Raw genomic sequence first — 13,991 nt, forward strand, 5'->3', positions numbered from 1 at the left:
AAAGCCTCGTCTGCTTGTCTCCCTGGGCTGGGCTGCGAAGCCCTTTGGTGCTGGTGTTATGACGAATAGCTTGTCTCCGCAATGCGGAGAATCCACGCGGTTTCAGACTGTGGCATCGGGGCACGGGGCCGTGCCCCTTGCCGCGCCGCCGTGTGCAGGCGAGAGCAAGGGGGTAAGCTGTTCGGCGCTTCAGCAGCCGGCAACGTCGAGGCCGGTGCGCAGCTTTTCGAGCGTGCGTTCGGGGTGGTGCAGTTTGTCGAGGCCGAAGAGCCCGATGCGGAAGGAGCGGAAATCGGCACCTTCGTCGCACTGCAAGGGGACGCCGGAAGCGATCTGCAGGCCGGCGGCGAGCGGCTTCTTGCCGCTTTGCAGTTCGGGGTCGGTGGTGTAGCTGACGACCACGCTCGGGGCCTGGAAGCCTTCGGCGGCGACGCTCGGGTATCCGCGCGCGACGAGCAGCTCGCGCACCCGCCGGCCGAGTTCTTCCTGTTCCGCGCGCAGCCGTTCAAAACCGTAGTCCTCGGCTTCACGCATCACGTCGCGCAGTGCGGCGAGGGCGTCAGTAGGCATCGTCGCGTGGTAGGCGTGCCCGCCGTTTTCGAAGGTCTGCATGATCTGCAACCATTTTTTGAGGTCGGCCGCAAAACTGGTGCTGGTCGTCTCTTCCAGGCGTGCCAGGGCGCGTGTGTTCAAAGCGATCAGCGCGGCGCAGGGCGGGCCGCTCCAGCCTTTTTGCGGGGCGGTGATGAGGATGTCGACCTCGCACTCGGCCATGTCCACCCACAGGCAGCCGGAGGCCACGCAATCGAGGACGAAAAGGGCGCCCACCTCGTGCGCTGCGGTGCCGACGGCCTTCAGGTAGGCGTCGGGCAGGCGCATACCCGAGGCCGTTTCGACGTGCGGGGCGAGGACAAGGTCGGGTTTTTCGCTGCGGATCGTGGCCACGACGTCGTCGATTGCCGCCGGAGCGAACGGCGCCTGTGCACCATCGCCTTCGCGGCTTGCCTTGAGCACCGTGCAGCTGGCGGGGATGCGGCCGGTGTCGAAAATCTGAGACCAGCGGAAGCTGAACCAGCCGTTGCGGAGGACGAGGCATTTCTTGTCGGTGGCGAACTGACGTGCCACGGCTTCCATGCCGAAGGTGCCGCCGCCTGGGACGATCACCGTGGCCTGGGCGTTGTACACCTGTTTGACGAGGCGCGAGATGTCCTGCATCACGCCCTGGAAGCGCTTGGACATGTGGTTCAGGGCGCGGTCGGTATAGACCACCGAGTATTCGAGCAGGCCGTCGGGATCGGGCTGGGGCAGCAAAGCGGGCACGGGAGGCTCCTGTCGGGAGATGAACGGAAGGAAGCGGTGAGAAAGCGAAAGGACAAGAATAGCGCTGCGGGCTTCGATCTGCCAGCCGGGCATGATCCCGAATCCGATTCTGGGTCCGATCCGTTTCGGTGAGTGTGTGGTGGTGCTGCGCGTTTCGCCTGCGTTGTGCCCCGCTGCCGGCCTGGGGTAGGCGGCGTCAGGGCGTGTGCGACTGGCGCAGAGCAGAGGGCGGACGGCGCATGAATAAAGCCATGGGCGTCGATTCCGGCTCGCTTGGGCAAAAACCGAGGTCGAGGTAAAGGGTGTGGGCGACAATGTTGTCGCGCCGCACGCGCAGGGTCAGCGCCTGGCGCGTGCCGTCGTGGGCGGCGATCAGCAGTTCGCAGAGGCGGCGGCCGTAGCCGTGTCCGCGCGCGTCGGGGGCGACGATCAAGCGACCGAGGTGCCAAGCCTGAGGGTGTTCCTGCCAGCTCTGGGCGAAGCCCCAGAAACTGCCGTCGGGATCGGTGAGGGCGAAGCGGCGGCGGTCGTCCGGGCTGAGTCGTTGTTCAAGCTCGGCAGAGCTCAAAGGGTAGGGCATGCTCGGGCCGGCCCAGCGGTCACAGGCGTCGGCGTCGGGAATCCAGGCGGCGAGTCGCCGGTAGTCGAGGGGTTGCGGCGTGCGCAGGAGCAATGCACTGGCGGGCGGTAGAGGTGGCATTGCCGCTGTCATGGCGTGGCGTTGGCGACCTTCGGCTCCGATGGGCGATCAGCCGTCGAGCGTGCGGATCAGTTCAAACAGGCGCTGATAAAACTCGGGCGCGGTGACGGTGACTTCACCGGTCTTGACCAAGGTGTCCTTGTCGGCCGCCCAAGGCATCGAGACTGAGCCGACGCCAGCGACGCTGAGGCCGGCGCTGGTACCGCTCGACTTGAGCTCGTAGCTGGTTTCCATGGCGCTGGCATAGACGGCGGCGCCCATGCTGCTTGGCAGGCAGACCAGGGTGATCGTCAGACGGGTGGCCTGCGTGGGCAAGGGGCGGAAGTATTTTTCGCCCTTGACGTTGGTCGGTTGCGCGCCTTCGACTTGATAGCCCTGGCTGAGCAGGGCGCGCTTGCCGATCTCGCAAGCCGCTTCGGGGCCGCGTTCGCTGTAGTACTGGAACGGCGTCTCGACGGTGAAGGTTTCCGCTTGGTAGGCCGATGCGGTCGGTTGCGTGGTCTGGCAGCCGGTGACGAGCGCGGCCAGCAAGAGTGCGGCGGCCGGCCGACGGAAAAGGGGAGCGCGAATCATGGTCGCCATGATAACCAAAAGGCGGGATCGGCGACACCGTGTCGTGCATCGCCATCGAGGCGCCGGGTTTGCTTAAAATGCCGCCATGTCTTCCGTCTCTTTCGCCGAACTGCGCGGTCAGCGCGCCTTCTTTCGTTTCTGGTACGCCCGGGTGGCTGGGACAACGGCCAACCAGATGCTCCTCGTCGCCGTGGCCTGGCAGATGTACGACCTTACCGGCAGCGCCTGGGATCTTGGCCTCGTCGGCCTGTTCCAGTTCGCGCCTGCGCTGCTGGCGGTACTGCCGGCCGGGCATTGCGTCGACCGCGGGCATCGCGGCCGTATTTTTGCCATGGTCATGTTCGGGCAGGTCGTCGTCGCGTTGGCGTTGGCAGCGGCCTCCTGGCACGCGATGGTGACGCGCGAGCTGATCCTCGGTCTGTCCGTGCTGCTCGGGTTGGCGCGTGCTTTCCAGATGCCCGCGCAGCAAGCCTTGACGCCCTTGCTGGTGCCGGCAGCGCTGCTGCCGCGCGCGGTGGCGTTGGCCAGCAGCGGGGTGCAGGCGTCGATCATCGGTGGGCCGGCGCTCGGCGGCCTGCTCTACACCCAGGGCGTGACGCTCGTCTATGCGGTGTGCGTGGTGCTCTTTGCCCTCGGCGGTGTGTTGACTGCCGGCCTGCGCTACGTCCAGCCCGAGCGGCGCGCGTTGTCCGGCGACTGGCGCAGCATGCTTGCCGGCGCGGTCTTCGTCTGGCGGCATAAAGTCTTGCTCGGAGCGACTTCGCTCGATCTGTTCGCGGTTCTGCTCGGCGGGGCTGTCGCGCTGCTTCCGATCTATGCGCGCGACATTCTCAACGTCGGGCCGGTCGGGCTCGGCGTGCTGCGTGCGGCGCCGGCCGCCGGCGCGCTGGCGATGTCGCTGGTCCTGACGCGCTGGCCTTTGCAACGGCATGTCGGCCGGCGCATGCTGCTGGCGGTCGGTGCCTTCGGCATCGCGACGCTGGTGTTCGGCTTATCGACCAATGTGGTCGTCTCGGTCATCGCGCTTGCCGCCACCGGCGCTGCCGACATGGTCAGCGTGGTGACGCGACAGACGTTGGCTCAGCTCGAGACGCCGGACGAGATGCGCGGCCGTGTCGCGGCGGTCAATTCCATCTTCATCGGCGCCTCGAACCAGTTGGGTGAGTTCGAATCCGGGGCGACTGCGGCCTGGTTCGGCGCGGTGGATTCGGTGGTGTTCGGCGGTGTCGGTACGCTGCTCGTGGCGACGCTGTGGGTGCGCGTGTTCCCTGAGTTGGCGCAGCGCGATCACATGCACCAGGCTTGTCCACGCTCGCCGTAGACAAGGCTGTGGACAAGCGCGGGATAGGCGGCGCAGACGCTTGATGCGACGGGTTTTTTAAGCGCCGCCTGTTTTTTGAGCGCCGCTCAGTTGCGGCGCGTTACCCGCCAGATGCCGACACAGACGAGCAGCAAGGCCAGCACATACTTCCATTCGAAGATGCTCTCGCCGAGAAAAATCGCCGAGAGCAGCGCGCCGAACACCGGGATGAGGAAGTTGAACACTGACACCATGCCGACGTTGTTGTACTTGAGCAGGCAGGTCCACAGCGCGAAGGCGACCGACGAGAGCAGCACGAGGTAGGCGAAGAGCGCGCTCGAGGCGACGGTGAAGCCGCTCAGCGTCCCCCCCGTGGCGTGGCCGATGAGGACCAGGACGAGGCCGCCGAAGGCGAGCTGGTGGCCGGTGAGGACGAAGGAGTCGATGCTTTGCGAGAGGCGCTTGCCGTAGATCGACGCCGCCGAGAGAAGGAAGGCGGCGATGACCACGAAACCTTCGCCGCGCAGGGTGAAATCGAAATCGAGCAGGTGGTCGCCGAAGTTCACCACCATGACGCCGGCAAAACCAGCGAGGCAGCCGACGACCTTGTTCAGCGTCAGCCGGTCGTTGTGGTAAATGAAGTGGGCGAGCAGGACGCTGAAGAAGCTGCCGGTGGCGTTCATGATCGAGCCCTTGACGCCGGTGGTGTAGGCGAGGCCGACGTAGAAGAAGACGTACTGGAGCGAGGTCTGCGTCAGCCCGAGCAGCGCGATCTGGCGGCATTGGCGGCCGTCGAGCGCGAAGATCGGCCGCGTCGGGGCGACGGCGATGAGGATCACGATGCCGGCCGCGAGGAAGCGGTAGCCGGCGAACAGCAGCTTGGACGGCAGGTCGTCGGCGGCGATGGCAAAGAGCGCGTAACCGGCCTTGATCGACGGGTAGGCGCTGCCCCAGAGCATGCAGCACAGGGTGGCGAGCAGGAAAACGAGCTTGCGGTTCGAGAAGACGGGATGCAAGGCGGGAGGGCGTCGGCGACGCGTAAAAGGAAACTAGTATACAAGTTGTGCACGGTTTAGGCACGCCAAGGGCGGTGCGATCGGCGTGATCGGCGAGGTCGGCGCAGCGGCAGACCTCGGGTCGCGCATCGGGACGGGGCTCGGGACGACAGAAGCGCCGCCTGCCGAAGGGAACCCGGGTGCCGTCGTCGACTCGATTGCGAAGCGTGAGCTGCGGGTCATGCCCGGCGGCCTTCCAGGTGCCGGTTGGGCGTTGACAGTCCGGCCCGGCTCGTCGATTGTGATGCGCCGGAGGTTCGGCACGATTGAAGCGGATCAACGCTGCGTCCGGCCTGGAGAACGTATCCCTTACCGTTGAGGAAAGCATGCGTCTGCGTTTCTTTTCCTTTTGCGCCTTCGCGTTCCGCAGCCTGCTCGTTGTGGGCGCGCTCGCCGGCCTCCCCCGTACGGTCGTGTCGGCGCCGGTCGCGGCAACAACGGCGACAGCGCACGCCGTGGCGCCTGCAGCCATCACCGGAGGCAGCGTGAGCGTGACTTCGCCGCGCGCCACGGTCAGCCTGCTGACGGAACGCGAGGCAGTGAGTCCGGGCGAAACGCTCTGGCTCGGCCTGCAGTTCAGACTGGCACCCGGGTGGCACGTGTATTGGCTCAATCCAGGCGATTCGGGTTACCCGCCAGTGTTCACCTGGCGCCTGCCCGAGGGCGTGGAGGTCGGCGCGCTGCAGTGGCCGGCCCCGGAACGCATCGCCGTCGGGCCGCTGGTCAATTTCGGCTATTCGGACGCAGTGCTGCTCAGCCTGCCGATCGAGGTGCCGGCCGGTTATCGCGGGCAGAGCTTGCCGGTGGAGCTGGCGGCCGAATGGCTGGTGTGCGAGGCCTCGTGCATCCCCGAGGAGGGGCGTTTCGCGCTTGAGATCCCGGTCCGCCCGCCGGAGGAGCGTGCTCAAGCACGATCCGAAACGGCGGGCGTGTTCGCCGCGCAACGCCGCAGCGTGCCGGCCGAGCGCCCGCCCGAAGGGTGGCGGGTGATGGCGCGCGTCGACGACGGACGTGTGGCGGTTGATGTGCTCGCGCCGCGCGGGGCGCCGCGATTGTACGAGGCGGCGTTTTTCCCGTACGGCGAAGGCTTGATGCAGGCCGCGGCGCCACAGGCGTTCCGCGCCCAGGTCGGGGGTTATGCGCTGACCCTGAGCGGCGCGGACACGCCGGTCGGCGAATGGACGACGCTGGCTGGTGTTCTCGTCGGTCGCACGGAGGCGGCGCAGGCGCCGATCGCATTTGCCGTGGAGGTGCCGATCGACGGCGCGGCGCCCGGGGCAATCCGTCCGGCGGCGGTGGGCGTTGCGCCGGAGGCAGAACGCCCACCTTCGGCGCCGCCGCCCATGTGGCTGGCGCTCGGGTTGGCGTTTGCCGGCGGGATTTTGCTCAACCTGATGCCCTGCGTCTTCCCGGTGCTGTCGATCAAGCTGTTGTCGCTGGTCCGGCACGAAGACCGCGCCTCGCCCGCGGGGCGGCGCGCGACGTGGGGGCATGCCGCCTGCTATGCGCTCGGGGTGGTGCTTTCCTTCGTCGCGCTGGCCGCTCTCCTGCTGGCTTTGCGGGCTGCCGGGCACGCCTTCGGCTGGGGCTTTCAGCTCCAGTCGCCGGCCTTCGTCGGCGGCATGGCGGTGCTCTTCTTCGCGTTCGGCTTGTCCTTCTCTGGGGCGTTGCCCGTGGCCACGCTGGCGCAGGACGTGCCTGGCGCTTGGCGCTTGCGGCATCCGCTGGCCGATGCCTTTCTTTCGGGCGTGCTCGCGGTTCTCGTCGCTTCGCCGTGCACGGCGCCCTTCATGGGCGCGGCGCTGGGCGCGGCCTTCGTGCTGCCGGTGCCGGCGACTTTGGCGGTGTTCTTTGCCCTCGGGGTGGGCATGGCCCTGCCTTACGCCGTGCTCGCCGCCTGGCCGGCGGCACAGGCCAGGCTGCCACGCCCGGGGCCGTGGATGGAGCGTTTGAAGGAGTTTCTCGCCTTTCCGCTCTATGCCACGGTCGTGTGGCTGGCCTGGGTGCTGGTCGAGCAGGTCGGCGCCAACGGGCTGGCGTTCTTCGGCGCGGCCTTGCTGAGTCTGGCGTTGCTGGCGTGGGTGCTCGGCTGGGCTGGGGCGCGGCTGCGCCTGGCGGCGACCTTGGCAGCGGTGGGATTGATCGGCGTGTTGTTGCTCGAACTCGAGGCGCTCGAGCCGCCGGTGGAAGCAACGGCGCGCCGGGAAGCGGCGCGGGGGCCGGCGGCAGCCGCGGGCTGGGCGGCCTGGTCGCCGGCGGCGGTGGCCGAGGCGCAGGCCGCGGGAAAGACGGTCTTCGTCGATTTCACCGCCGCGTGGTGCATCACCTGCCAAGTGAACAAACGCCTGGTGCTGTCGCGCGCAGGGGTGCAGGAGGATTTTGCGCGTGCCGGGGTGGTGACGCTGCGCGCCGACTGGACGTTGCACGATCCGGCGATTACCGCCGAGCTGGGGCGTCTCGGTCGCAGCGGTGTGCCGGTCTATGTGTTCTATCCGCCGCGCGGTACGCCGGTGCTACTGCCCGAGTTGCTGACTGCGGACCTCGTGCGCGACGCCTTGCTGCGGCTGGCGCCGGCGGCGTTCGCAGGGCGGGGGTGAGCGCGGGCGATCGCGCTGCGCCGAACGTTGTTATCCTGACCGACGCTGGGTCGCTTGGGTTGGAGCGTTGAGTCCGTTGTGGATGCGTTTTTATTGCCAAAGGAGGCCTTGATGTCGGTTCTGAAAAACATGTACAGCCCCCTGCGTCGCGGGGTTTTGGCCTCTTTGCTGGGCTTGGCTTGCGGTGTGGTTTGGGCAGTCACGCCGGGCTCTCCAGCGCCCGGATTCAGCCTGAAAACGTTGGAGGGCAAGCCGTTCGCGCTCGCCGATTTCAAGGGCCGCTGGGTGGCGCTCGAATGGGTCAATCCCGACTGCCCCTTCGTCCAGAAGCACTACAACGCCGGCAACATGCAGGCGACGCAGCGTTTCGCCGCGGCGAACAAGGTGGTGTGGATTCAGATCAATTCGACGACGCCGACGCACAAGGACTACAAGAGCACAGCCCAGATGCGCGACTGGCTGGTGGCGATGACGTCGCAGCCCGAGTATTCGGCGCTCGACGAGCCGGGTGCCGTCGGCCGCGCCTACGCGGCGAAGACGACGCCGCAGATGGTGCTCATCGACCCGGCCGGGACGGTGGTCTACAACGGCGCGATCGACGACAAGCGCTCGGCCAACGTCGCCGACATCCCCGGTGCGCGCAATCACCTCAAGGCGGCGATCGAGGAGGTGATGGCCGGCAAACCGGTGTCGCAGCCGGTGACGACGCCTTACGGTTGCACGATCAAATACTGATCGGCCAGGATCAAGCATCCACGCGCCTTCTGGCCCGGCTGGAGGGCGCATGGAATGGCGCTTCCAGGGGCATGGCATAGAAAAAGGGCATCGCATGCGATGCCCTTTGTTCTGCGCCGAAAGGACTTGTGCTGCGTGCTTAGCCGGCGAAGTTCTTCTCGGCAAACGCCCAGTTGGCGAGGCTCGCGAGGAAGGTCTCGACGAACTTCGGACGCAGGTTGCGGTAGTCGATGTAGTAGGCGTGTTCCCACACGTCAACGCAGAGCAGGGCCTTGTCGCCGGTGGTCAGCGGGGTGCCGGCGGCGCCCATGTTCACGATGTCGACCGAACCGTCGGCCTTCTTGACGAGCCAGGTCCAGCCCGAGCCGAAGTTGCCGACGGCGGAGGCCTGGAAGGCCTTTTTGAACTCGTCGAACGAGCCCCACTTCTTGTCGATGGCCGCGGCCAGCGCGCCGCTCGGGGCGCCGCCGCCGTTCGGTTTCATACAGTTCCAGAAGAAGGTGTGGTTCCAGACCTGCGCGGCGTTGTTGTACACGCCGCCGGCCGGCGCCTTCTTGACGATGGCTTCGAGGTCCAGGGCTTCGTACTCGGTGCCCTTGATCAGGTTGTTGAGGTTGGTGACGTAGGCCTGATGGTGCTTGGCGTAGTGGTACTCGAAGGTCTCCTTGCTCATGTGCGGGGCGAGGGCGTCGAGGGCGTATGGCAGTTGCGGCAGTTGGTGTTCCATCGTGTCTCCTTGTCGTCAGGTCGGGTGTTCGAAGTGTAGTACAGGCGGATATTTCTTGCCGGGGTCCGGGGGCGAGAGGAGGTCGAAAAAATTCTTATCGCCTCATTCGTCCTGGGTGGCGATGACCGTGGCCTCGGCCCGCCCATGCCTGAAACAGACCGCGATGCGCGCGTTTGGTTCCAGCGTGCGACTGTCGCGCACGATGACGCCGTGCTCGTCGGTGACGAGGCTGTAGCCGCGTTCGAGCACCGCCTGCGGGTTGAGGTGGGCCAGGGCGGCGGCAAATCGCGCGAGGTTGGCGCGGCGTTCGTCGAGCGCCTGGTGCCCGGCGGCATCGAGGCGGTGCGCCAGGGCGTCGAGGCGGCGCGCGGCGCGTTCGGTCTGCGGGCGGGCGACGGTGAGGCGCTGGCCGAGTGCGCCGAGCGTTTGCCGGCGGCGGGCACAGATCTGCGCCAGGGCGCCGCCGAGGCGGTGCGCCAGGTGGTCGAGTTGGCGCCGCTGGCGGGCGATCTGTTCGGCCGGGTGGACGAGGCGCAGGGCGAGCAGGTCGAGCGCTTGCTGGCGGCCTTGCAGCGCGCTTTGCCATTGCCTTTGCAGCTGGCGGCGCTGTGCGGCCAGCGTGTCGAGCAGGGTGTCGCGCGCCGGAGCGGCGAGTTCGGCGGCGGCGGTCGGCGTCGGTGCACGGCAGTCGGCGGCGAAGTCGGCGAGGGTGAAATCGGTCTCGTGGCCGACGCCGCTGATCACCGGCAGCGGGCAGGCGCGGATGGCGCGCGCTAGCGCCTCGTCGTTGAATTCCCAGAGGTCTTCGAGGCTGCCGCCGCCGCGACAGAGGATCAGTAAGTCGCATTCCTTTCGTTCGCCGGCTATGCGCAGGGCGGCGACGATTTCGCGCGCCGCGCCGGCGCCCTGCACCGGCGTCGGGTAAAGGACGACGCCGACCTGCGGCGCACGGCGACGCAGGGTGGTGAGCACGTCGCGCAGCGCGGCGGCTTGCGGCGAGGTGATGAGGCCAATGCGGCGCGGGAAGGCGGGCAAGTCCCGTTTGTGCTCCGGCGCGAAGAGGCCTTCGGCGTCGAGGCGGGCCTTGCGGCGCAGGAATTCTTCATAGAGGTTGCCGGTGCCAGCCTGACGCGCATTTTCGACATTGAGCTGGAAGTCGCCGCGCGCCTCGTAGAGCGTGACCAGCACGCGCGCTTCGATGCGCTGCCCGTTGGCCAGACGCCAGCCGAGCAGCTGCGCGCGGTTGCGGTACATCACGCAGCGCACCTGGGCCTGGGCGTCCTTGAGCGTGAAGTAGACGTGTCCCGAGGCGGCGTAGGTGAGGTTGGAGATTTCGCCCGCCACCCAGCACAGCGGGAAGGCGGATTCGAGTCGTTCGCGTGCCATCCGGTTGAGCAGGGAAACCGGGATGACGGGCGCAGGCGTGGCAAGGTTTGCCGGGGAGGGTGGGGCTTCAGTCATGCTTCAATTCTACAAGTTTGTCAAATCATGCACATCCTGCGGGCGTTTGCGGGGTGGGTGTGCCGTGAATCCTTGTGGCATCAAGGTGTTGTTGTTAAGTGTTTGAAAAATAAAAGCTTTAATTTGATGCTCTTTTTTTTTGCAAAGTGTCTCGAAGCCTTGCTTTAACGGGGTTCGACCGGGTTTTACGCAACTTGCTCACATTGTTATCCACAGATTTTGTGGATAGTCGTTGCCGCTGTTTTTTTGGTCGGGGCTTGCCCCGCGCCGTCGCGCACGCTAAAGTCTGCGGCTGCAATAATCCCGAGGGAATTTCGCGTGTTCAACATCATCCTGGCCGCCGGCTGGCCGATCTGGCCGCTCCTCTTTGCCTCCGTCGTTGCCGTGGCGCTGATCATCGAACGCCTTGTTGCCCTGCGCCGCGCCAAGGTGCTGCCCAACGGGCTGCTGCAGCGCGTGGTCGCCGAATACCGCCAGAACGGCGTCAGCGACGCCTTGGTCACCAATCTGGAAGCGGGTTCGCCGCTTGGGCGCGTGCTCAGCGCAGGCTTGCGCAACGTTGGCAGCTCGCGCGAAATCATGCGCGAAGCGATCGAGGAAACGGGCGCCGGCGTGGCGCACGAACTTGAGCGTTATCTGACCACGCTCGGCACGATCGCCTCGATCAGCCCGCTGATGGGCCTGCTCGGCACCGTCGTCGGGATGATCGAAATCTTCGGTTCGCAGTCGCCGACCGGCAGCAATCCGGTGCAACTGGCGCACGGCATCTCGGTGGCGCTCTACAACACCGGCTTCGGCCTCCTGATCGCGATCCCGGGGATGATTTTCTGGCGTCACTTCCGCGCCCTGGTCAACGGCTACGTGATCGAGATGCAGCAGCAGGCGGTGCGCCTCGTCGAAGTGCTGCACGGCGAGCGCCGGGCCTAGGGTCGGGGAGCGCGCATGAATTTCCAGCGCAGACGCGGCTTCGATGAGCCCGAGATCAACCTGATCCCGCTCATCGACGTGCTGCTGGTGATCATCATCTTCCTGATGCTGACTACCACTTACGCCAAATTCTCGGGCATCGAGATCAACCTGCCGACCGCCGATTCGAGCAAGCAGGCCGAACAGCCGAACGAGGTCAATGTCGCGGTCACCGCCGGCGGGCAAGTGCTGGTCAACAAGGCGCCGCTGGCCGCGGCCGACGTGCGTTCGATCAGCGAGGCACTACGCCGCGCCGCGGGCGAGCGTAAGGATCCGCTGATCGTCATCAACGCCGACGCCAAGGCGACGCACCAGAGCGTTGTCGACATCATGCAGGCCGCCCAGGCCGCCGGTTATCCGCACATTTCGTTCGCCACGCAGGCGCCGCGCTGATGGCCCGGCGATGACCGCGTCCGGCGACAAGCTGGTCCAGCGTCTGCCGCGATTGTGGTTCCAGCGCCACCTCGCGCCCGCGCTGTTCCTCCTGCTTCCATTTTCCTGGCTGTTTTCCGCCCTCGGTGCCTTGAGGCGGTTCGGCTATCGCATCGGGCTCAAATCCGCGCAGCGTTTGCCGGTGCCGGTTGTTGTTGTCGGCAACCTCACCGTCGGCGGCAGCGGCAAGACGCCTCTCGCGCTCTGGCTGGTGGCGCAATTGCGTGCGGCTGGGCGACGTCCCGGCATCATTAGTCGCGGCTATGCGCGCGATGGGCGCGCGGTGCTGGCGGTGGATGCGCAGGCGGATGCCGCCGTGGTCGGCGACGAGCCGTTGCTGTTGGCCCGGCGCAGCGGTGTTCCGGTGTTCGTTGGCCGTGATCGCGCCGCGGCAGGGCGCGCCTTGCTTGCTGCGCATCCCGACTGCGATGTCCTTGTTTCCGACGATGGCCTGCAGCATTACCGCCTGGCGCGGGATGTCGAAATCGCCGTTTTCGACGCGCGCGGCGCTGGCAATTGTCATCTCCTGCCGGCGGGGCCTTTGCGTGAGCCGCTGGCCCGCCTGGGTGTGGTCGATGCCGTCGTTTGGAATGGCGCACCCACGGGAACGCCGGCGCGCGACGCGCTGCGGTCGCGGGAGGGGCTGGACCGGAATTTCGACATGGTGCTGCGCGCGCAGCAATTCCTCCATTTGCACGATGGCGGTCGGCGCTGCTCCGCGGCCGATCTGCAGGGCAAGCGCTTGTGCGCCATCGCTGGAATTGGCGATCCTGAACGCTTTTTTAAGCAGTTGTCGGCCTTGGGGCTAAGCTTTGAAAAGCGTGCGTTTCCGGACCATCATGCGTACGTTGCCGAAGATCTTTTGTGCGATTTCGGAACGATTCTGCTAATGACCGAGAAAGATGCGGTAAAATGCGCGCCTTTGCCCGTGCCGACCGACGCATGGGTGCTGCCGGTGGCTGCGGAAATTCTGCCCGCGCCCGACGGTGCTACGCTCTTCGCCACGATACTGGAGAAACTCAACCATGGACGCGCGTCTGCTTGACATCCTTGTCTGCCCGATCTGCAAGGCTAACCTGGAGTATCGCAAGCAAGCCGCCGAGCTGGTCTGTAAGCCGTGCAAGCTGGCGTTCCCGATCCGTGACGACATTCCGGTGATGCTCGCCGACGAAGCGCGCCCGCTGGCTGCTGACGAACAATGAGCACTGGCTCAGTGAAATTCAAGGCGGTCGTCCCCGCCCGCTACGCCTCCACCCGTCTGCCTGGAAAACCGCTCCTCGACCTCGGCGGCAAGCCGATGGTTGTCCGCGTCGCCGAGCGAGCGCTCGCCTCGGGGGCTGAGGACGTTTTAGTCGCGACCGACCATGCCGACGTCCATGCCGCTGTCCAAGCCTGCGGCCTGCGCGTGTTGTTGACTCGTGCCGATCATCCGAGCGGTACCGACCGTCTGGCGGAGGTCGTCCATGAATGCGGCTGGGACGACGAGACGATCGTGGTCAATGTCCAGGGGGACGAACCCCTGATCGATCCCGAGCTGATTGCGCGTACGGCGCGTCAATTGGCTGAAAGCGGGGCCGACATCGCGACCGTCGCGCATCCGATTACGTCGCCTGAGGAATTTTTTAACCCCGCCGTGGTCAAGGTCGTTTGCCGCGCGGATGGCGATGCCTTGTACTTTTCACGTGCTCCGATTCCTTACGCACGCGACCATTTTGCGCGGACACCCGGGCGTGATTCGTTGCCGGCGGGATTCCAGGCCTTGCGCCACATCGGCCTGTACGCCTACCGTGCGCGATTCTTGCGCGCCTATGCCGACCTGACGCCGTCGTATGTCGAAGGGTGCGAGGCGCTGGAGCAATTGCGGGCTCTGTGGCACGGTTATCGGATCAGCGTGACCTTGGCGGATGACATGCCTTTGCCTGGCGTGGATACGCCGGAAGATGCGGCACGCGTGCGTGCGTACTTTGCAGGACGGTGCGCGGGAAATTAAGCTGTACGCAGAAAAACAGATTTTCAAAAAATTCAGATTCGTTCCACCGTGGCATTCAATACAGTTGGCTTGCAGTTCACGATTGCTTCAACCGAAGAAATGGTAGTGGAACCAAGGGGTTTGTTTTTGGGGTCT

14 protein-coding genes are annotated in these 13,991 nt (G+C 66.1%); 8 read left to right on the forward strand and 6 right to left on the reverse strand.

Annotated elements, in window-relative coordinates; genetic code table 11:
- Positions 1-189 precede the first annotated feature (189 nt).
- From QMB55_RS06905 to QMB55_RS06915, 3 genes are all read right to left on the reverse strand, one after another.
- On the reverse strand, positions 190-1,320 hold the full coding sequence (locus tag QMB55_RS06905) for an aminotransferase class V-fold PLP-dependent enzyme (RefSeq protein WP_497587945.1): 1,131 nt from the start codon (positions 1,318-1,320) through the stop codon (positions 190-192).
- A gap of 196 nt (positions 1,321-1,516) precedes the next feature.
- Complete coding sequence (locus QMB55_RS06910) at positions 1,517-2,020, reverse strand: GNAT family N-acetyltransferase (protein WP_497587946.1); 504 nt, start codon at positions 2,018-2,020, stop codon at positions 1,517-1,519.
- A 48-nt stretch (positions 2,021-2,068) separates the two neighbouring features.
- On the reverse strand, positions 2,069-2,593 hold the full coding sequence (locus QMB55_RS06915) for a DUF2242 domain-containing protein (RefSeq protein ID WP_497587947.1): 525 nt from the start codon (positions 2,591-2,593) through the stop codon (positions 2,069-2,071).
- Between the two features lie 85 nt (positions 2,594-2,678).
- Between QMB55_RS06915 and QMB55_RS06920 the strand changes: the two genes are divergently transcribed.
- A complete protein-coding gene (locus tag QMB55_RS06920) occupies positions 2,679-3,914 on the forward strand; it encodes an MFS transporter (RefSeq protein ID WP_497587948.1) in 1,236 nt (411 codons plus the stop codon).
- Between the two features lie 86 nt (positions 3,915-4,000).
- On the opposite strand, the gene QMB55_RS06925 is transcribed toward QMB55_RS06920, so the two are convergent.
- The gene (locus tag QMB55_RS06925) at positions 4,001-4,909 is read right to left on the reverse strand and encodes a DMT family transporter (RefSeq protein WP_497587949.1); all 909 of its coding nucleotides are present in this window, start codon (positions 4,907-4,909) and stop codon (positions 4,001-4,003) included.
- A 365-nt stretch (positions 4,910-5,274) separates the two neighbouring features.
- Here QMB55_RS06925 and QMB55_RS06930 point away from each other — a divergent pair, with 365 nt between their 5' ends.
- Positions 5,275-7,545 (forward strand): protein-disulfide reductase DsbD family protein, encoded by a 2,271-nt coding sequence (locus QMB55_RS06930; protein WP_497587950.1) that lies wholly within the window; start codon positions 5,275-5,277, stop codon positions 7,543-7,545.
- A gap of 111 nt (positions 7,546-7,656) precedes the next feature.
- Positions 7,657-8,280, forward strand: coding sequence for a redoxin domain-containing protein (locus tag QMB55_RS06935; protein ID WP_497587951.1), 624 nt, complete (start codon positions 7,657-7,659; stop codon positions 8,278-8,280).
- 139 nt (positions 8,281-8,419) lie between these two features.
- Here the strand turns inward: QMB55_RS06935 and QMB55_RS06940 are convergent, their stop codons facing one another.
- Entirely contained in the window at positions 8,420-9,007 is a 588-nt protein-coding gene (locus QMB55_RS06940; RefSeq protein ID WP_497587952.1) for a superoxide dismutase, read from the reverse strand.
- A gap of 102 nt (positions 9,008-9,109) precedes the next feature.
- Positions 9,110-10,468, reverse strand: coding sequence for an exodeoxyribonuclease VII large subunit (gene xseA / locus QMB55_RS06945; RefSeq protein ID WP_497587953.1), 1,359 nt, complete (start codon positions 10,466-10,468; stop codon positions 9,110-9,112).
- Between the two features lie 318 nt (positions 10,469-10,786).
- On the opposite strand from xseA, the gene QMB55_RS06950 reads away from it, so the two are divergent.
- From QMB55_RS06950 to kdsB, 5 genes are read left to right on the forward strand one after another with little or no spacing between them, the layout of a single operon-like run.
- Positions 10,787-11,395: a MotA/TolQ/ExbB proton channel family protein gene (locus QMB55_RS06950; RefSeq protein ID WP_497587954.1), complete on the forward strand. Its 609-nt coding sequence runs from the start codon at positions 10,787-10,789 to the stop codon at positions 11,393-11,395.
- A 15-nt stretch (positions 11,396-11,410) separates the two neighbouring features.
- Complete coding sequence (locus QMB55_RS06955) at positions 11,411-11,827, forward strand: ExbD/TolR family protein (RefSeq protein WP_497587955.1); 417 nt, start codon at positions 11,411-11,413, stop codon at positions 11,825-11,827.
- Between the two features lie 10 nt (positions 11,828-11,837).
- Positions 11,838-12,911: a tetraacyldisaccharide 4'-kinase gene (gene lpxK / locus QMB55_RS06960; protein WP_497587956.1), complete on the forward strand. Its 1,074-nt coding sequence runs from the start codon at positions 11,838-11,840 to the stop codon at positions 12,909-12,911.
- Positions 12,892-13,068 (forward strand): Trm112 family protein, encoded by a 177-nt coding sequence (locus QMB55_RS06965; protein ID WP_497587957.1) that lies wholly within the window; start codon positions 12,892-12,894, stop codon positions 13,066-13,068. The genes lpxK and QMB55_RS06965 overlap by 20 nt, the downstream gene beginning before the upstream one ends.
- Positions 13,065-13,856: a 3-deoxy-manno-octulosonate cytidylyltransferase gene (gene kdsB, locus QMB55_RS06970; RefSeq protein WP_497587958.1), complete on the forward strand. Its 792-nt coding sequence runs from the start codon at positions 13,065-13,067 to the stop codon at positions 13,854-13,856. The genes QMB55_RS06965 and kdsB overlap by 4 nt, the downstream gene beginning before the upstream one ends.
- Positions 13,857-13,991: the final 135 nt, after the last annotated feature.

The sequence above is a fragment of the Propionivibrio sp. genome, assembly GCF_041441355.1.
In the GTDB taxonomy this organism is placed as follows: domain Bacteria; phylum Pseudomonadota; class Gammaproteobacteria; order Burkholderiales; family Rhodocyclaceae; genus Propionivibrio.